The sequence below is a fragment of the Paenibacillus tundrae genome (assembly GCF_030812775.1).
Classification (GTDB): domain Bacteria; phylum Bacillota; class Bacilli; order Paenibacillales; family Paenibacillaceae; genus Paenibacillus; species Paenibacillus tundrae_A.
The window spans coordinates 108887-128033 of the sequence record NZ_JAUSTI010000012.1; the positions used below are offsets into that span (position 1 = coordinate 108887).

Sequence of the window (19147 nt, forward strand, 5' to 3'; positions counted from 1 at the left end):
GGCCTATCTTGAATGCGTTTGATCCTGACTTTGGTGCCGTTCTTTATTGAACTCATCCTCCGTTAAAGGTATATTTAAATGAAACGCGTACGAAACTTTCCAGAAAGCAACATTACTCTGGTTGATGTCTTCGTATATCTAAAGGATGATAGCGGAATTGCTGCAATTCCTGAAGCTCCAATCCATTTATGAAAGGTTTGATAGCTGTGGACAATCGTACCACCCCACCTAACTTTATCAAAAATATCATCACCGAAGATCTCCGGTCTGGAAAAGTCCAGGAAGTTATTACCCGTTTTCCTCCGGAACCGAACGGTTATCTGCATATCGGACATGCCAAAGCAATTTGGATTAACTTTGCGCTGGGCGGCGAGTTTGGCGGCAAGACGAATCTGCGCTTTGATGACACAAACCCGGTTAAGGAAGACGTAGAATATGTACAATCCATCCAGGAAGACGTGAAATGGCTCGGATATGAGTGGAACGAGAAGCGTTTTGCCTCGGATTATTTCGATGAGATGTACAATCGTGCAGTCTTGTTGATTCAAAAAGGAAAAGCATACGTTGACGACCAAAGCGCCGACGAAATTCGTCAAATGCGCGGAACGCTGACGGAGCCAGGCAAGAACAGCCCGTACCGTGATCGTTCGGTAGAAGAGAATCTTGACCTGTTCACACGTATGCGTGCAGGCGAATTCAAGAACGGAGAGAAAGTGCTGCGTGCTAAGATTGATATGGCTTCGCCAAACATCAACTTGCGTGATCCAGTGATTTACCGGATTTCACACGCACACCATCACAACACAGGTGACAAATGGTGCATCTACCCGATGTATGCTTTTGCACACCCGCTCGAAGATGCTATTGAAGGTGTGACGCACTCCCTCTGTTCCCTAGAGTTTGAGGATCAACGTCCATTCTATGATTGGGTCATTGCTGAGTGCGAGATGGAGAGTCAACCACATCAATATGAGTTTGGCCGCTTGAATCTGTCCCAGATGGTGACAAGTAAACGGAAGCTGAAGCTACTTGTAGACGAAGGTCATGTAGATGGATGGGATGATCCACGTATGCCAACAATCTCGGGTCTGCGTCGTCGGGGTTATACCCCAGAAGCTATTCGTGACTTCGTATTTGAGACAGGGATCTCCAAGAGCCAAGGGGTTATCGATATTCAAACGCTAGAGCACTTTGTACGTGAAGACTTGAAACTGAAAGCTCCGCGTACGATGGCAGTTCTGCACCCACTCAAGGTTGTTATTACGAACTACCCTGAGGGTCAAGTGGAGTGGCTTGAGGCGGAGAACAATGTGGAGAATCCAGAGATGGGTAACCGTCAAATTCCGTTCTCCCGTGAGATTTATATTGAGCAAGATGACTTTATGGAGAATCCGCCGAATAAATATTTCCGTTTGTTCCCTGGCAACGAGGTTCGTCTGAAACATGCTTACTTCATCAAGTGTAACGATGTGATCAAGGATGCAGAAGGTAATGTGATCGAAATTCACTGTACCTATGATGTGGAGACGAAGAGCGGTAGCGGATTTACAGGTCGTAAAGTAAAAGGCACAATCCACTGGGTGGAAGCGAGCCAAGCGGTACCTGCGGAATTCCGTCTGTACGAGCCACTAATCTCGGCAGAAGCACCGGAAGTAGACAGCGAACCAGAGGTAGTCGTAGCTGGGGCTGAAGCTGAGGTTGTGGAAGAACAACCGGAAAAAACATTCCTGGATCAACTGAACCCGAATTCGCTTGAGATTGTTCACGGATACGTGGAACAGGAGATGAAAGAGGCGAAGCCTCAAGATAAATTCCAATTCTTCCGTCACGGCTACTTCAGCGTAGATCCGAAGCATTCCGAGCCAGGTCGCCCGGTATTTAACCGCGTAGTATCACTCAAAAGCTCATTCCAACTGCCAAAAGCATAAGGTTGATGAATGAATTAAGAGTCTGTTCATCAGCGAGCTGGTGAGCAGACAAGTTATAAATTTAAGAAGGGCATCTGTTGTCATGGTTGATCATGACAACAGATGCCCTTTTTAGTTTTTTAGGAGGAGGATTAGGTTCAGACTCAGGCATAGACTAAGCATAGGTATAGGCGAGACTTTAGCGTCTGCACAAGCATGGGGATGAGCGTTAGCACAAGCAGAAACATAGGCATAACTATATGAGCATCAGTACAAATAGAAGCAGATGCATGACCATGAGTATCAGCCAAGCATAAGTATGACCAATCAGCATGAGCGCCAGCACAAACAGAACACGGCTGACGATAAGTTTCAGAAGCAAGCACAAAGATAGGCAAAAACACGACCAATTGCTCCTGAGCATAAGCACGACGTGGGCATGACCATGGGCGTCAGCGTAAACATAAAATTCGCGCATGAGGTAGGAGCCTAACGAATCGAGGACGCGCTATTTAAGTGTATTTGGATGTTCCAGCAACGTAATGAATCTTAGAGACCTTATTTCGTCGTGTGACCTATCTTTTTAATAATTTGAAGGTCTTTTTCGCGAAATAAGGTTACTGAGGTTCCTTAGCTTTGGAATCTTCTGAAATTGTAGCAAATAAGACGCCTAAGGTTCGTTAGAATTAAAAGCAAGGCTGGGTTGGGAGGAAGGCTACACTTAGATGATTTATAAATCGTAATTCGCACCGCGTGCAGCTCCTAGCAAGCAGTGCCCTACTTCATGGCTACTGAATGAGACAATGGGATTCAACAATGAGAGGAGGAGGAGGGGGTAGAAGACTAGAGTAATACCAATGGGGTGGCACGCAGGTATGCTGAGATAGGGAGGTTAAATCGAATTAAATTCTATATGTAGATTACTATTACGGAGTTGTTGTGGATACAGCTTACGTTAGAATTGTGGCAGGTGAGATATGGTGTTAACGTCTTTAATATCTCTAATGTCTTTTCGTCCATGCCAAAGACATCATCGATCAGATCACAAGATAAAGGTGAGGCCAAAGTGCTCGGCTCCCCAACAAACTTCTTGAGAAGTAGGCTGCATCGAAGCATACTCACCTCTCTTGTCTACTCTCAACAATTAATCTTTATATCGTTTGTGAGTAGTAAGGGACGATGATGTTACATAGTAACGAAGAGTTTAACCTTACTCCTGCTCTAGTCTTTAATTTTGTTTTGTAACGGTAGTGTGTTACACCATAACGTAGAGCTTTATCCCTACTCCCTGTCCTTAATCTTTTGTTTGAATGTTTGAAGTTTTTATTTACACCATAACGGAGAGGACAGAATAAAGCTGGAGAAGCGAAGCGCTCGCCCACAAGCTTTCTGCAAGAAAGCTGCATCGTAAGCATAAGCTATCCCCGGATTTTACCCTTTGAAAAAGGGAAATCCAAAAAATCCGGGGGTAACAGCGATCGGAAGATTGTTCTGTCCTCGGAGTGCCCCGTGTAAATCAAGGTTTCAACCTTTGCCAACAAAAGATTAACCATCACCCATTTCCGTCAACACAACAGGCTGATATCCATTCCGGCGATTAATCAGCCACATGATGGCGAAGCCAGTAGCACCAATCAGTGAGAAGAATACCCCGATGTTGTACATAAGTTCAGCACCGAAGCTCTGGAACAACCAGCCGCCAAACAAACCTGCAATGACACCAGATAAACCGCCCCACGCCATTGTGTAGACAGCTTGACCAGAGGAACGATACGGTCTAGGAATAAACAGCATCGTGAGCTGTGTGCCTACATAGAAGTATCCACCGAAGGTAATGGAGTGCATCAGTTGAATGAGTACCACTTCAATAGGAAGAGTAGACTCAGCCATCAACTGCCAACGGATGGCAAACAGCAGACTAACTAGGACAAGCGAGGCGAGCAGGAAGCTCATTTTTCTTTTTAGATATCGATCCAGCAGTAAGAAGACCCCGACTTCCAGAATAGAAGACGTGAAGATCGCCCAGCCGACCATTTGTTTGTTGCCGCCCATCTCCGTAATATAGAGCGACATGAAAGTGCTGTTCATCGCGTTAGGCACGGATACAAGGACGCCAAGTCCAATGAACGCCATAAAATAAGGATTGAACATCACCTTGCCGAATCGGCGGAATGTGACTACAGGCGTATCGGAAGCGATCGGTTGTCTGGGTAGAAATACCGAAAATGCAAAGGCAACGATGATCATACACGCGAACACGATCGATACACTACCTACGCCAAGACGATCAATTAACGGCCCAGCCGCCACCGCAGTCAGAGCCCACCCTAAGGAGCCCCAGAGCCGGAAGGAACCGAACTTTTGCGAGGTACCGTCAATGTATCCAAGGATCAAGCTATTGGTTTGAGCGAATAGTGGACTTTGAAAAAAATAAAAAACAATCATGGCTGTATAGATCCAGGCATAGGTAGGCGCATGAAAGACAGCTTGAGAGAACACAAATGTGCCTCCCATCATAATCATCAGAATAATGCGGATATTACGTGACTTATCGCTCGAGAACCCCCAGAACGGATTGGCAAACAAGGAGACAAACGGGCCGATCGCCATGAGACTACCAATCTCTAATTTGGTCATACCAATCTCCTGCAAGTATAATTGCAGAAATCCGGCGAAGACGGAGATTGCCCCATAGATGAAGAAATTATATAGTTTCAGCGAGACCAAAGAGGGATCGCCTCTTCCGGGTGCATATTTATCCAATAGAGCCATTCCTTTCAGGAGCATATTGTTCAATGTATCATTTGTTGTATAGGGATTCAACGTATAGAATAAAAGCAACTCTCTTATACCGGGTATACATAAAGTCACATCAAATAGAGTCAAATCGAAAATAATAGCATTGGAGGAGATCGACGTGAGCACAACGGAGTGGACGGGCATCATTTTGGCAGGTGGTCAATCTAGGCGTATGGGATCGAACAAGGCACTATTGCCAGTGAAGGGTTCGACGTTGCTCAGCCAAATTGCTAGTTCAATGATACCGGAAGTCGCCCGCATTATCGTTGCAGGTGGCTCTCATGTCACCACATATACAGAACTGGGCTATGAATGTGTTCAGGATCAATATCCGGGCAAAGGGCCGCTCGCTGGATTGCATGCAGCGCTACAAGCTTCGGATACGAATTGGAACCTCGTATGCGCTTGTGATATGCCACTGCTTAAACCTTCCTTTTTCGCAGGCATGAAGCAATTGGCTGAATCCAGCGATCAACATGCTGTCATAGTGCCGCGAATAGCAGGACGTGTGCATCCACTTGCCGGTGTATATCACAAACGTGTGCTTACAGAGCTTACGCAATGCTTAGACCAAGACCGTTTACGAGTCACAGGTTGGTTGGAGGAAATGAACCCTCTCTATATTGACGTGCAAGATCTGGAAAGCGTAGGTGTTCACGATGCGTTAGAGCAGTTAAGCAATGTGAACACACCAGAAGAGTACCAGTCCATTCGAAACCATGAGAGCTAATTGTGCCAATTAGCTCCGATATAACATGTGATTATTTCATCATTAATCAATCTGATCTTCTAATCGATTCCGTTCACGGTTGAAATTGCGCTGGAAGAATCGAGCTGAGCACTGCGATTTTTTTTCAGGGTGGAGTTGCGATATTGAAGTGGGCTTTCCCCTGTCCAGCGTTTGAACTGCCTGCTGAAATGAGATAGATGGGTATAGCCAAGCTTCCATGCAATTTCCCCTAGAGATAGCTCCGGTTGTTCGATGAGAACTTTGGCTTCCTGTAATTTAAGGCTAGATAGGTATGCGCGCGGTGCTCGTCCGTATACTTTACGGAAGATCTGCAGACCATATCCTGGGCTGATCCCGAACGAAGCGATAATCTGTTCCACTTTTATGGTAGATACGTTGCCATCCTTATTTCTTAGCTGAGCGTGAAAAGCCTGCTTAATCGCTTCCGCAATCGCTCCTGCGTAGTGCATAGCCGTCGGTGCGGGTGTATTGGGCCCAGATCCAGACATCGTAGAGACGGGTTCGCGATCGGCTGTCTGGGACAAGAGTGCAAATAACTCAAACATCCGTGCCTGCATCATAAACTTATCTGTCGAAGTATAAGCCTCTGTTTGTTTGATCATGCCCATCCAGCTCTCCAGTATAGCGCGCATTTTCAGATTATCCGGTGTGCCTGCCTCATAGATTCGACTGTGTCTGGACATCAGCTTTAATATAAATACAGGATCGTCCACATTGAAGTGGGCGCTAAAATAAGTCATGCCCGTGGTTGAGATACATTGGTTCGTATGTTTGTATCCCGGAGGAATTAAGAGAATGTCGCCTTCTTCTACCAAATGTTTATATCCATGGATCATACTCTCTTGTGTACCTTCTAATATGAGGAGCAGCTCGAAGCCTGGGTGTGACTCTTCCGGCATCGTCCAGCCCATCTGCACTTGCTGGCTATGTGCGCCGTACAGCTTGATGTTGCAATCAATAATCGGCAGCCAGTGTGCCATTAGGTGTTGCGGCATTTCTCGAAGCTGTAATTTAGTTTCCATAACATCACCTCGGAAAAGGGTAAAAACAACTCGCTTTGTACAATCGGCACCCTTAGTATACTTCATTATAATCAGTTTAACCCTGATATTCATAATCATTGGATTCTGGTAAGAAACTAGGGATAGCCTGCATATATAGTACACGGTTATTGCTAGTTATGTAAACGTTATCATCCGCATAGTCGCAGATTGGTCGTGAATTTCCTGTTGGATATGTGGCGCATTGCTTTAAGTGCTTTAACGGAAGTAACATACTTTTCCCATCAGAAGGAGAAATTACAATGGACAAGTTATTATACGGTGTAGCTTACTACGATGAATATATGCCTTATGAGCGATTAGACCAAGATATTCAGATGATGAAGGATGCAGGAATTAACGTGGTTCGTATTGCCGAATCCACCTGGAGCACGCATGAACCACAGAACGGAGTGTTTGATTTCTCTTCGGTGGATCGTGTTCTGGATGCGATGCATCAGGCGGGGATTCAGGTGATTGTAGGTACGCCAACGTATGCGGTTCCGACATGGATGGTTAAGGAGCATCCGAACGTGCTCGCAACAACGGTGCAAGGGCCAGGAAAATATGGCGCACGTCAGATCATGGATATCACGAATCCAACCTATCTGTTCTATGCAGAGCGGATCATCCGCAAGTTGATCTCTAGAGTGAGCACCCACCCAGCCGTTATAGGATATCAGACGGATAATGAGACCAAGCATTACAATACGGCAGGGGATAACGTACAGCTACAGTTCGTCAAATATATGCGAAGCCAATTCAGCTCCTTGGATGAGCTTAACAAAGAGTTTGGACTCGACTATTGGAGTAACCGGATTAATAGCTGGGAGGACTTCCCTTCGGTTGTAGGTACGATTAATGGTAGTCTTGGTGCTGAATTTGCGAAGTTCCAGCGTCAGCTCGTAACGGACTTCTTGGCCTGGCAGGTTAGCATTGTGAATGAATACAAGCAGGAGGGGCAGTTCGTTACCCAAAACTTCGATTTTGAATGGCGCGGATACTCCTATGGTATTCAAGGGGATGTGGATCATTTTGCTGCATCGAAGGCTTTTGACATCACCAGCGTTGACATCTATCATCCGTCTCAGGATGATCTAACCGGGATTGAAATCTCGTTCGGTGGTGACGTTGCACGTTCAACGAAACAATCTAATTATCTGGTGTTGGAGACGGAAGCTCAGGCATTCTGGCACTGGGTTCCCTACCCGGGACAACTCCGGCTTCAGGCGTTCAGCCACCTCGCTTCTGGCGCAAATATGGTTGCTTACTGGCATTGGCATTCCCTACACAATTCGTTCGAGACGTATTGGAAAGGATTGCTTAGCCACGATTTTGAACCTAATCCAGTGTATGACGAGGCCAAAACGATAGGTAGAGATTTTGCCAGACTCAGTCCGCAGCTCGTGAATATGAAGAAGACCAATCGTGTTGCAGTTCTGTTCAGCAATGAGGCATACACCGCGATTAAGTGGTTCGGCTTTAACTTTACCAGTGATAAGAGCTATAACGACGTTGTGCGCTGGATGTACGATGAATTGTACAAAATGAATATTGGCTGTGACCTCATCGATCCATCCGTGGAAAGTTATGAAGGATATGATGTCATCATTGTGCCTGCACTATATGCTGCATCAGATGCTCTGCTGGAGAAGCTGAATCAATTCGTTCAGGATGGAGGACACGTCGTCTATTCCTTCAAGAGTGGATTCACCAACGAACATGTGAAGGTTCGCTCGACCCGTCAGCCGGGAATCATCAGCGAAGCGTGCGGGATTAACTACAGTCTCTTCGTTGAGCCGAAACATGTTGCGTTGAGAGATGATCCTTTTGCCGTAGGAGAAGAGCAGAACCAGATCCACACCTGGATGGAACTCATTACACCGACCACAGCAGAGGTGTTGGCATGGTACGATCACCCGCACTGGGGACAATATGCTGCAATTACTCAGAACAGCTACGGTCAAGGAAAAGCAACCTATGTGGGATGCTTCACTAGCTCGGCGGTCATCCATAAGGTGCTGGAGCGTGTGATGAAAGAAGCAGGCGTATGGGGAGCGGATCAAGAGTTAGCTTTCCCAATCATCGTCAAGACAGGTGTGAATGAACTAGGCAACACGATTCGTTATTATTTCAATTATTCCGATCAGCCTGTTTCCTTCGTACACGCCCATGAAGGCGGAAACGAGCTTCTGTCCGGAACTGCGGTAGAGAAAGGCCAGAAGATTGAACTGGAGCGGTGGGGAATTCAGATTATTGAGCAACAAGGGTAGATCATATAGATCGAACTACACATTTACACAAGAACGGAGAGGACAGAGATAACATGGAGAAGCGGAGCTACAAGCTTTCTATAAGAAAGCTGCATCGGGAGCATAAGCTTCGCCTTTATCCCCGGATTTTAACCTTCATAGAAGGGGAATCAAAGAAATCTGGGGATAACAGCGATCGGAATGTTGTTCTGTCATCGCAGTGGTCAGTGTAAAAAATTTGTTCAATCTATACAGAAAAGCACGCCGCATAATAATTGAAAACAAAAGACCAAGACGCCCTCGGCAATATGCTGGGGCGTTTGTCTTATTTTTGCTTGGGAGTGGGCACCATGTTCATCGAACTTTATCGAAAGCTTACAGATCCGTTCAAACGCAGCATTCGCAACAAACTGATTCTCACAATGGCCCTGCTTGCCGTGCTGCCTGTCATTATCATGACGGCGATGGCTGCAGAGAATACTCGTTCTTCCATGGAAGAGGAGATTATGCAAACGAACCGCACCAATATGAACTGGGCTTCGATCTATCTGGGCGAGCAATTCGCTCGGATGAATAATATCGTCTACTCCATTCAGATCAGTGATGAGGTTCACCAATACCTTGCATTAAATAAGGATGCGTCGGCGGCAAGTCGGTTTGATGAGCAAAAGTCGATGTTCAATATGTTAAACAGTGTATATTACTCTGCTGGAAATTATGTATTTGGTGTGGAGCTGTATTTAAAAGAATTAGGTACGTTGTTCACCTTCAACTCGATGGAGAGCCGGATCAAAACCGTTACTGAAATTCCGAAGGGGTATCGTGAGCTATTTGATCAGCATAAGGACTTTACCATCAACAATGATGAGAGTGATCCGAATAAGTTTCATATGACCCGCAGCATGAATCGATTCGAGGATCAGGAGCAGATCGGGGCGATTAGTCTTGAAGTGAAATGGGCTGAATTCAATCAAACGCTGGAGCTGCTGGACACTCGGGGAGATTACTCGGTGTACATCGCAGATCGGTCAGGGACGGTGCTCTATCAGCCCGACCGCATGCAACCACCGTCAACGGAGGCACTGCAACAAGTGGCGAAGTCTACCGACGAATCAGGTTTGATTCGCACAGCCAACTCATACGTATTTTATAACTCCATTGAGCCATCGGGGCTACGCCTTATTAAAGTTGTGCCTACCCATGTCATTAATGAGAGTGCATTGGAAACGATGAAATACGGGCTTGTGGTGGGCGGACTAGCTGCTGTATTTTCCATTGGGATCGCTGTTCTCGTGGCATGGCGTACCTCGAAACCGATTGTTAGACTGGCCAATTCGATGAAAGGCATTCGGCTTATCAAGGATAAGGAAGTGGTTCGCAGTGGACGGGTGGATGAGATTGGATTGCTGGAGAAAAATCTACATGGGATGGCGAGTCGCATCCGAGAGCATATTCGGGATAATTACTTAATGAATTTAGAGAAACAGACAGCGGAGCTCAAAGCGTTGCAGTCACAGATCCATCCTCATTTTCTTCAAAATACATTACAGATGATCGGCGGCATGATTTATTCGCAGAAACCGGAGGACAGCTACAGAGTCATTCGTGCATTAAGCGAGATGTTCCGCTATATCGTCAGAGCTCCGGATGGTCTTGTGCCACTCCAGTCTGAGTTAGATCAATTGGAGCATTATATGTTGATCCAGAAACAGCGATTTGCGAGCAAGCTGGAATACAACATGGAGATGGATGGTGTAATCGGTGACTGTTACATTCCTAAGCTATCTCTACAACCTATCGTGGAGAATGCCTTTGTCCATGGTTTGGAAAAGAAGCAGGGGGAGTGGAGATTACACGTAGAGGTGATCCGCGAGCAAGATGAAGTACTTATTCGAATCAGTGATAATGGCGTTGGGATCGATGAGGAGAAATTAAGTGAGATGCAATTGAGACTGTCCAGGATGTCTCAACAGGGGGATCGTGTCTGGCGCACAGGTACAAGCATTGGTCTTGTGAATGCTGCTTCACGGATCGTCATGCATTTCGGATCTGCATATGGCATGAGAATTGAAAGTGAGCAAGGACAGGGCACGAGAGTGATGATCCGAATTCCCTGTTCTACAGGAGGCGAACGCTTATGAATAAGGAGCAAATGCAGTACAAAGTGTTGCTCGTGGACGACGAGCCGTGGAATCGTGATATTTTACGCAACCTGGGGGCGTGGGCAGAGCTAGGTATGATTGTAGCTGGTGAGGCAGAGGACGGTCAGGAGGCGCTCCAGTTGATCGGGCAACTTCAGCCTCATATCATCATTACGGACATGCGAATGCCCGGTACAGACGGTGTAGAACTGCTACAGACGTTAAGTGCACAGTATCCAATGATCAAAGTGATTGTGGTCAGTGGGTATGACGATTTTAATTATGCGAAGCATGCCATCCGTCACCGTGCGGCAGATTACTTATTGAAGCCTGTGAACCCGGAAGAGTTAAATGCGGTATTAGCTAAGTGCCAACGAGAACTGGAAAAGACAGCATACGGGCCTGAATCCTGGGAGCCTTATTCATCTGCTTTTGCTAGTGAGTTTGCGGTATTTCAGCATCAGCTCAGGCTGCGCTTCAACGACCTGAATACTGGGGGACTTCAAGAGTTGTTCCAACAGCTGGAGAACACATTGAAGGGTACGGAGATTCATAGACCTCAGCAGCTAGGAAGGATCGTATATGAATTGCAGACCTTGCTTACAGAGCTCCGTGGAACGAACGCATTGTATGAGCAGCAGCCTTCCTGCGCTGTGCTGCCTCCCGCTCATATTTTATCCTCCATCTCAACTGCTGTGGAATGGGTGGCTGATTCCTATGAACAAGCGTTGGAGCAACTGATTGCACAGCGCAAATTCAAGAATCGATTGAATCTGGATGAAGTGAAGCAATATATCGAGCAGCATTGCATGGAGCTAATCACATTGGAGCAGCTTGCACAGATCTTTTTTGTCAGTAAGGAATATATGAGTAAGGTATACAAGCGCGAATATGGCGTGAATGTGAGCGATTATATCGTACAACTGCGCATGGCGAGAGCCAAGGAGTGGGTGCTAGATGACCAGGTTCCATTCAAACATATTGCAGAAATGACTGGATATGAGGACGTATCGTACTTTTACCGTGTATTCAAAAAACACTTTGGACTGTCGCCTGGTGAGATGCGTAAAGGTCATACGAATTCATTCGACTAATGACATGTCGTACACTCGCTTTCCAGAATCGTTACTTGGATTAAGGTTTAAAATAATCCAATACAGGAGTCTAATTTTGTCCAATGAAGCGCTTACATTTAGTGATATATAATAATCCCATGAAAGACAAAGCAGTCACACCGGGAGGTCATAAGAGATGAAGATATGGAAAAGCGTAGCAAGTGCGGTTCTGGTAAGCGTTCTGCTGGCAGGTTGCGGTTCCAATGCGGGTACAGAAAGTTCGGAGGGAGGCACTGCAGCAGGAAGCACGGTTTCGCTCAAAATATTCGTCGCACAACCACGGCTGAAAGAACACTACGATAAATATATAGAACAGTTCAAAGCCAAGGAGAAAGCCGAGAAAAATATTGAAGTGAACGTGCAGCTGGAGATGCCACCAGCAGATAATGCAGCCCAGATTCTCAAAACACGTCTTGCCTCCAATGATGCACCAGACGTATTCGCCCTTCATGCTGTTAACGAGATTCCACCGTTCAGTAAGGCAGGGTACTTGGAGGATCTATCCGGGCAACCGTTCGTGGATAAGCTGCTCGATTCGGTTAAACCATCGGTTACTGATTCAAGTGGGAAGGTCGTAGCGGTTCCTTTGGAAACGTTATCCTGGGGATACCTCTATAACAAGGATATTTTCGAAGAGCAAGGATTGGAAGTACCAACGACCTTAACTGAGATGAAAGCGGTGGTAGAGAAGCTGAAGTCAGCAGGCATTACCCCATTTGAGCTTTCTTACAAAGAAGCTTGGGTTCCTCAGCTCTTCCTGCCGCTTACAGTAGGTGCGCTGTCACAGACGGATCACAAGGATTTCTTAGACAAAATGAACCAAGATCAAGGCTCATTCTCGGACATGAAGGCAATCTTCAATATCTTCGATCTGGTCACAGCTAATGGTACAGAAAGAGCGCTGGAAGTAGGGCCAGACGATGCGGCGGCAGCCTTTGCAACAGGCAAAGCAGCAATGTGGGTACAGGGACCTTGGTATGCAGAGACAATCTTAAAGTCTAACCCGGATATGAACTTTGGTGTGGCACCGATGCCGATCGACGACAACCCGGACAATACAAAGATTAACCTGAGTACCTCTACTTCATTAGCCGTATCCTCTTCAAGTAAAAACAAAGAAGTGGCACTCGATTTTGTAAACTATGTTCTCGATGACAAGGATTCTAGCGGTTTCTACGAGGCTTTGAAATTTAACCCGGTAGCTAAAATTCATGACTTTAAGAGCTTCCCTTGGGTTGACGATGCGCTGAAATATGTGAATGAAGGCAAGGCTTATCAAGACCCGGCTGTTCCTCAAGCAGTCAAAGATGAATCTGGTAAAGTACTGCAAGGCTACTACTCCGGGCAGTTGAATCAGCAGCAGGTTATCGATGCACTCGACAAGGCATGGAAGTCCTACAACAAAGTCAACAAGTAAGGAGCTGCGAGTAACTTCGTACCCGCTATTGTTGACAAAACCCTGCGGTCTAGGAGTTTTGTCAACAAATTAGCGTTGCTTTATACTTCGCAGTCCCTAAGCAGATGAAACGGCTGGCAGAACGTACTTCGTTCCCCCGTTCACACGAAGTCTGTTTATGGAGGTTGTTCAAAAGCTGATAACCGCCTTTTTGAACACGCACTTACAGTAAAAGGGGGAGATTCTATGGCTACGAATGTGTTCAAGAAGTATCTGTCATTGCTTGCGTTCACTGCGCCTGCCTTTGTCATCTATGCGATATTCCTGCTGATTCCGACATTTAGCGGTATGTTTTATAGCTTAACGGACTGGAATGGACTTAATCGGGATTATAGCTTTATTGGTTTAAGTAATTTTATCGAATTATTTAAGGAAGACCCTGACTTTCTGAATTCCCTGTGGTTCACGATGAAGTATGTGGTATTTATGCTCATTCTGCAAAATGGGATTGCTTTACTGCTCGCCGTATTCATTGAGACACGGACACGCAGCAAAGGATTGTTCCGAACCTTGTTTTTCATGCCAAACATGATCAGTACAATCATCAGTGCATTTATGTGGACATTCATATTCTCCCAAGTGCTGCCGCAGCTTGCTGAGAAACTCGCGTTCTCTCTGCTGGATCAGCAATGGCTGGGTGATCCGAAGGTCTCTTTTTACTCCATCATTATCGTATCGCTCTGGAATGGTGTAGGGTACATGATGATCATCTATCTTGCTGCATTGCAAGGTGTACCGAAGAGCCTGAAGGAAGCCGCCACGATCGATGGGGCAAATGCATTCCAGGTATTGCGCAATGTCGTTATGCCGATGATTACCCATGCGATAACGATCTGTTTCTTCCTGACACTGAACGGAGCCTTCAAAGTGTTTGAAGTGGTGTATGGTCTGACAGGTGGCGGTCCGGGTAGAGCCACACAGGTGATTACGATGAATATCTATGAAGAGGCGTTCTCCAATAACTTCAGGTATGGCTATGCGAGTGCCAAATCGGTTGTTCTATTCATCATCGTTCTGATCTTCACATTGATTCAGATTACGGTGATGAAGAAGAAAGAGGTGGAAGCATGAGGATGCAACGGCTGAACAGTTATCTCATCCGACTACTGCTGATCATAGGTTCTCTCTTCGCGATGCTACCGATCTATATGGCTGTAGTGAACTCGTTGAAGACACAAGGCGAGATGTTCCAATCCTTTATCGCATTGCCAACGACACTGCATTGGGAGAACTATGCAGAAGCTTTTACCAAAATCAATCTGCTGCACAGCTCCATGAACTCGGCAATTGTCTCATTTCTTGGCATTGGCGGCATTGTACTCACAGCCTCGATGGCTGGATACAAGCTGTCACGAACATCAGGTCGACTGAGCAATATCATCTTCTTCCTGTTTGTAGCATCTATGTTGGTTCCATTCCACTCCATTATGATTCCGCTGACACGGATGGCGAGAGGGCTTTCGGTTCAGGGAAGTACGTATGGTCTGGCTCTGATCTACATTGGGCTTGGCGTTAACATGGCCATCTTCCTCTATCACGGGTTTGTGAAGTCTATTCCGCGGGAGTTGGAGGAATCGGCGCAGATGGATGGATGTAATGAGTTCCAGACTTTCTTTCAGATTATTTTCCCGTTATTGTTACCGATCACGGTAACGATTGCGATTCTGGACTTCCTCTGGATCTGGAATGATTTCTTATTACCTTTGTTGATGCTAACCGATGTGAATAACTATACGCTCATTTTGTCCACCAATATGCTGTTTGGCGAATACAACAAGGAATGGCCTCTAATCCTATCCTCCTTGGTGTTAACCGCAATTCCCGTTATTCTGATCTATGCTTTCTTCCAGAAGTTCATTATGGAAGGTATTGCTGAGGGAGCGGTAAAAGGGTAAGCGAGAGAAGACTGTACGAGATCTAGCGTAAAGGGCGAAGAACAGAACGTGCAGAGTATAGAGCAAGGATATGGAGAGTATAATAACAAGCCGTCAAGTTTAGGGGAGCATTCTCGCTCTGTTCTTGGCGGCTTTTTGAATTTACTTTTCAAGAGAAGTGAGCAGTTCACGGACGGTATCTGCAAGAATGCTTAGTCCTTCCTCCATCTGCTCTGGTGTGCAATACGCATAAGACAGGCGAATATGCTCTTGATCGAGACGGTTGTACAGGTATCCAGGATGGATAAGTACACCGCGATCCAAGCACATTTGGAAGAGTCGTCTGATGGAGAGGGGAGCACAAGTGAATTGCAGCCAGATATAGAACCCGCCACGAGGTATATTCCACTGAGCAAGTTCCCCAAAATATCGTTGCAGTAGTTCCAGCATATGATCACGCCGACTGCGCAGTTCAGGTCTTATACGATCCATGTGCCGCTCGTGATATCCATCAGCGAACCATACCGCAGCTGCTTCTTGAGCCAGAGAGCTTGTCCCATAATCCGTCTGCATCTTAATATCTGCGAGCCGGCGAATGACTGGTTCGGGGCCGACTAACCAGCCAAGCCGCAGACCGGGACTAACTGCTTTTGACAGTGTGCCCATATGCAGTACGCGTCCCTCTTGATCTAACGCTTTCAGTGGCTTAGGTGCAGGCTCATCCAGCCATAGATCCATGTAGGCGGCATCTTCCAGAATGGAGAATCCTGTTGTATACGCCGTAGCAAGCAGCTCTTCACGCCGCTGTGCACTCATCAGCTTGCCCGTTGGGTTGTGGAAGCTAGGAATCGTATAAAGGAGTGGGAAGTTACCTTGCTTGAATGCTCGGTTGGAAGCCTGGCTCAATTCAGTAAGCTGTATGCCCTCGTCATCTAAGGGAATGCCGCCCATCTTCAGTCCAGCAGACTGAAAGGCATGGATGGAATACAGATACGATGGTTTCTCCAGTAAGACCGTCGCTCCCCGTGGAAGCAGACCTACAGATACGAGATTCAGAGCCTGAATGGAGCCGGATACGATCAGAATGGATGCAGGTGACGCTTGAATATCATGAAACTCCCGTAAATACGCAGATAACGCAACACGCAGTTCCAAACTACCTTGTGGCTCCAAGTAATTCAGGCTGTGGGAACGGCGAGATAAAGTGAGCAAAATCTCATTGAATTCGTCATGTGGCATAAGCCCTGGTGCCAGTTCACCTGTACCGAGGCGGATGATGCCTGGTTGAAATTCCGACCGGTTAATCTGCTGCACTTCTGGAAGATTAGGATAGTAGGAGCCTTCTTCGGAAGCTTCCTCCCAATTAGGAATCTCCCGAACAGGCAGAGCGTTCCAGTCTAAGCTGCATACATACGTACCACCGCCATGTCTACCCTCAATCATACCTGCGGCCGTGAGATTATCTAGAGCGCTGACAAGTGTGCTGCGATTAATCCCCATAGACTGAGCTAAGGTTCGCTGGGAAGGCAGGCGGGTTCCTGGAGCCCACTCGCCACTCGTAATTTTCTGGCGAATGTACAGTTCGATTTGTTGATACAGTGGCAAGGGTTGTGAGGGATTAGGCTTCCAGTCCATGCTTGGCCACGAATCAGAACGTTTCACTTCGTTGTAACCTCCAATATGTGCATTTAAGGCGCGTTCGCATCGTTATGGACAATATAACATTTGGTTGGTATACATGCCATCCAAGTGGTTGGTTACGTCGAGTTCATCCTCCTTTATTATAGATAAACAGACTTAGGGGGAGAACATATGGGTGTTTTTGTTCACGCGATAATATTGGCCTTTGGATTGATTTTGCCACTAGGCGTTCAGAATGTATTTATTTTTAATCAGGGGATGCTGCAACAGAAATTTTCGAATGCTTTACCAGCAATCATAACAGCAGCTATTAGTGATACTTTGTTGATTGGAGCAGCCGTCGGGGGTGTATCGCTTATTTTGCTGCAATGGCCCTTGCTGACGAGTGTATTGTATGCGGGAGGTAGTCTATTTTTATTATATATGGCATGGGGCATGTGGAAGTCAGCGAGTGCTGCACATGAATCAGGGAGCGTGTTGTCCGCAGGTCAGCAAATTGCATTTGCAGCCTCCGTATCTCTCCTGAACCCACATGCTTTATTAGATACAGTAGCTGTCATCGGCACGAGTTCACTTCAGTATGACGGCATGGAGCGGTTTTATTTTGCCTTAACGACAGCAGTGGTATCCTGGGTATGGTTTATGGGATTAGCAGGAGCAGGCAGAGGTATGGGGCGGTTAGATCGTTCAGGGCGCATGAGTGTGATGTTCAATCGGATCTCGGCTGTAATCTTGGTTGGCGTGGCGGGCATGATGCTGTGGAAACTGCTTCAATCGTTATAGATAGAGCATCGTTCATGGTTTAACCATTGTTCAACATGTGAGTTTCAATAGCTCACTAGTAATAAAAGAAGGGCATCCCATAAGTCATGAATATGACGAGGGACAGCCCTTTTGGCGTTATTTTGATGTAATGAACCTGACACACGCTATTCGCTTCTATTTTCCCAGATCTGAGGTCTAACGAATCACAGAGGTGTTATATCATCGGATCAGTCGATTATGAAGGATAGCCACCGCTGGAACAGGATTTAATCTGCTTTTAATAGCATGGATTCAATAAATACTTTCAACTCGTGACTTGTATGATTCAGTCGCTCAATAACATCACTAAATTCCGTGACAACTTCCGCTTGATTGCTACTAGACTGTGCGATGGATGTAATCTCATCCTCCATGTTTTTCATGGATTGCTGAACCTCACGTAGCGAACGTTCGATGTTGACGGTTGCTTCCTTCGTTCCGGCAGACAGTTTACGTACCTCCGACGCCACAACGCCGAATCCTGCCCCCATCTCACCTGCTCGTGCCGCTTCAATCGCAGCATTGAGACCAAGCAGGTTCGTTTGTTCAGAAATTTCTCGAATGAACGATGCCACTTTGGTTACCTCACCCGAATTCTGTACCGCCTGCCGCGTGTTATCGAGGATTTGAGAAGACGATGCAGATAATTGCTGAGACTGGGCAGCTACCGTCTGCACCATGTCTTGGAGTCGGGAACTAATTTCCGTAATCAGTTGGGTGAAATGCTCCAACTTCTCTTCGTTTTTGAGCGAGAAACCGATGGCAAAGGAGCCTACAATGGTTCCGTTCTCGTCCCGAAGTGGTGTAGCTGAAGAGTTAATCGTTGTGCCATAGAATTCTTCGGGAATCCGATTAGCGGATGTTTCCCCATGAATCAATGCACGGCGGAGAGTAGGATCTTCTAATGAGATCGGATCACCCGCTCGAATGCCCAGGTCACAATCTTCACTCGGGACGTAATACACAAATTTCTCAGTATCCGTCACGGCGAGCATCAGATCGTCTTTGAGAAACATAACTTTAAAATAAGGACAGGCTGCTACAAGGGCATCAACAATATTCAATTTGGTCAACTCCTACATGATGTCTGATATGTTTGGTTCGCGTTGCTACGTTATTACCTTAGATCTTGAAGCTATGTAAAAGGCTAAACGTATAATTAACTTTATCATAAAGCTTTGAAACAGGGACGGTGAATTATATAGAAAAAAGTTATCTACAAAAGAGATTCAATAAAAAAGCCCAGAGGTTCTCTCTAGGCAATGTAATCGTGTAACTCACATATTTCGATATTGTTTAGCCGTGCTAAACGCTTAGAGGGAGTACATATGCTGTACACTCTCGATGTGATTAGTATACTCGATGGG

13 protein-coding genes are annotated in these 19147 nt (G+C 46.2%); 9 read left to right on the forward strand and 4 right to left on the reverse strand.

The features are described from left to right. The first annotated feature begins 188 nt into the window (after nucleotides 1-188). A complete protein-coding gene (locus tag J2T19_RS20005; RefSeq protein WP_307218840.1) occupies nucleotides 189-1928 on the forward strand; it encodes a glutamine--tRNA ligase/YqeY domain fusion protein in 1740 nt (579 codons plus the stop codon). 1524 nt (nucleotides 1929-3452) lie between these two features. Here the strand turns inward: J2T19_RS20005 and J2T19_RS20010 are convergent. Continuing rightward, a complete protein-coding gene (locus J2T19_RS20010; RefSeq protein ID WP_370874910.1) occupies nucleotides 3453-4694 on the reverse strand; it encodes an MFS transporter in 1242 nt (413 codons plus the stop codon). Nucleotides 4695-4824: 130 nt separating this feature from the next. Between J2T19_RS20010 and mobA the strand changes: the two genes are divergently transcribed. Then, nucleotides 4825-5436: a molybdenum cofactor guanylyltransferase gene (gene mobA, locus J2T19_RS20015; RefSeq protein ID WP_307218842.1), complete on the forward strand. Its 612-nt coding sequence runs from the start codon at nucleotides 4825-4827 to the stop codon at nucleotides 5434-5436. Nucleotides 5437-5495: 59 nt separating this feature from the next. Here mobA and J2T19_RS20020 read toward each other — a convergent pair whose 3' ends face one another. Further along, complete coding sequence (locus tag J2T19_RS20020) at nucleotides 5496-6479, reverse strand: AraC family transcriptional regulator (RefSeq protein WP_307218844.1); 984 nt, start codon at nucleotides 6477-6479, stop codon at nucleotides 5496-5498. A gap of 281 nt (nucleotides 6480-6760) precedes the next feature. Here J2T19_RS20020 and J2T19_RS20025 point away from each other — a divergent pair, with 281 nt between their 5' ends. From J2T19_RS20025 to J2T19_RS20050, 6 genes are all read left to right on the forward strand, one after another. Further along, nucleotides 6761-8770 (forward strand): beta-galactosidase, encoded by a 2010-nt coding sequence (locus tag J2T19_RS20025; RefSeq protein ID WP_307218847.1) that lies wholly within the window; start codon nucleotides 6761-6763, stop codon nucleotides 8768-8770. Between the two features lie 329 nt (nucleotides 8771-9099). Next, on the forward strand, nucleotides 9100-10890 hold the full coding sequence (locus J2T19_RS20030) for a sensor histidine kinase (protein WP_307218849.1): 1791 nt from the start codon (nucleotides 9100-9102) through the stop codon (nucleotides 10888-10890). After that, nucleotides 10887-11984: a response regulator gene (locus tag J2T19_RS20035; protein WP_307218851.1), complete on the forward strand. Its 1098-nt coding sequence runs from the start codon at nucleotides 10887-10889 to the stop codon at nucleotides 11982-11984. The genes J2T19_RS20030 and J2T19_RS20035 overlap by 4 nt, the downstream gene beginning before the upstream one ends. Nucleotides 11985-12141: 157 nt before the next feature. Further along, nucleotides 12142-13422 (forward strand): ABC transporter substrate-binding protein, encoded by a 1281-nt coding sequence (locus tag J2T19_RS20040; protein ID WP_307218853.1) that lies wholly within the window; start codon nucleotides 12142-12144, stop codon nucleotides 13420-13422. 225 nt (nucleotides 13423-13647) lie between these two features. Further along, on the forward strand, nucleotides 13648-14532 hold the full coding sequence (locus J2T19_RS20045; protein ID WP_056702097.1) for a carbohydrate ABC transporter permease: 885 nt from the start codon (nucleotides 13648-13650) through the stop codon (nucleotides 14530-14532). After that, nucleotides 14529-15356, forward strand: coding sequence for a carbohydrate ABC transporter permease (locus tag J2T19_RS20050; protein WP_307218856.1), 828 nt, complete (start codon nucleotides 14529-14531; stop codon nucleotides 15354-15356). The genes J2T19_RS20045 and J2T19_RS20050 overlap by 4 nt, the downstream gene beginning before the upstream one ends. A gap of 141 nt (nucleotides 15357-15497) precedes the next feature. Here J2T19_RS20050 and J2T19_RS20055 read toward each other — a convergent pair whose 3' ends face one another. Beyond that, on the reverse strand, nucleotides 15498-16970 hold the full coding sequence (locus J2T19_RS20055) for an aminotransferase-like domain-containing protein (RefSeq protein WP_307218933.1): 1473 nt from the start codon (nucleotides 16968-16970) through the stop codon (nucleotides 15498-15500). A 177-nt stretch (nucleotides 16971-17147) separates the two neighbouring features. Between J2T19_RS20055 and J2T19_RS20060 the strand changes: the two genes are divergently transcribed. Beyond that, nucleotides 17148-17759, forward strand: coding sequence for a LysE/ArgO family amino acid transporter (locus J2T19_RS20060; protein WP_307218858.1), 612 nt, complete (start codon nucleotides 17148-17150; stop codon nucleotides 17757-17759). Nucleotides 17760-18007: 248 nt separating this feature from the next. On the opposite strand, the gene J2T19_RS20065 is transcribed toward J2T19_RS20060, so the two are convergent. After that, nucleotides 18008-18844, reverse strand: coding sequence for a methyl-accepting chemotaxis protein (locus J2T19_RS20065; protein WP_307218860.1), 837 nt, complete (start codon nucleotides 18842-18844; stop codon nucleotides 18008-18010). Nucleotides 18845-19147 lie beyond the last annotated feature (303 nt).

What these genes read in the sequence shown, in the direction of transcription:
- J2T19_RS20040 (WP_307218853.1), top strand. Translation starts at nt 12,142, where the DNA reads ATGAAGATATGGAAAAGCGTAGCAAGTGCGGTTCTGGTAAGCGTTCTG.
- J2T19_RS20055 (WP_307218933.1), bottom strand. Translation starts at nt 16,970, where the DNA reads ATGGACTGGAAGCCTAATCCCTCACAACCCTTGCCACTGTATCAACAA.
- J2T19_RS20060 (WP_307218858.1), top strand. Translation starts at nt 17,148, where the DNA reads ATGGGTGTTTTTGTTCACGCGATAATATTGGCCTTTGGATTGATTTTG.
- J2T19_RS20020 (WP_307218844.1), bottom strand. Translation starts at nt 6,479, where the DNA reads ATGGAAACTAAATTACAGCTTCGAGAAATGCCGCAACACCTAATGGCA.
- J2T19_RS20030 (WP_307218849.1), top strand. Translation starts at nt 9,100, where the DNA reads ATGTTCATCGAACTTTATCGAAAGCTTACAGATCCGTTCAAACGCAGC.
- J2T19_RS20050 (WP_307218856.1), top strand. Translation starts at nt 14,529, where the DNA reads ATGAGGATGCAACGGCTGAACAGTTATCTCATCCGACTACTGCTGATC.
- J2T19_RS20005 (WP_307218840.1), top strand. Translation starts at nt 189, where the DNA reads ATGAAAGGTTTGATAGCTGTGGACAATCGTACCACCCCACCTAACTTT.
- J2T19_RS20025 (WP_307218847.1), top strand. Translation starts at nt 6,761, where the DNA reads ATGGACAAGTTATTATACGGTGTAGCTTACTACGATGAATATATGCCT.
- J2T19_RS20045 (WP_056702097.1), top strand. Translation starts at nt 13,648, where the DNA reads ATGGCTACGAATGTGTTCAAGAAGTATCTGTCATTGCTTGCGTTCACT.
- J2T19_RS20035 (WP_307218851.1), top strand. Translation starts at nt 10,887, where the DNA reads ATGAATAAGGAGCAAATGCAGTACAAAGTGTTGCTCGTGGACGACGAG.
- J2T19_RS20010 (WP_370874910.1), bottom strand. Translation starts at nt 4,694, where the DNA reads ATGCTCCTGAAAGGAATGGCTCTATTGGATAAATATGCACCCGGAAGA.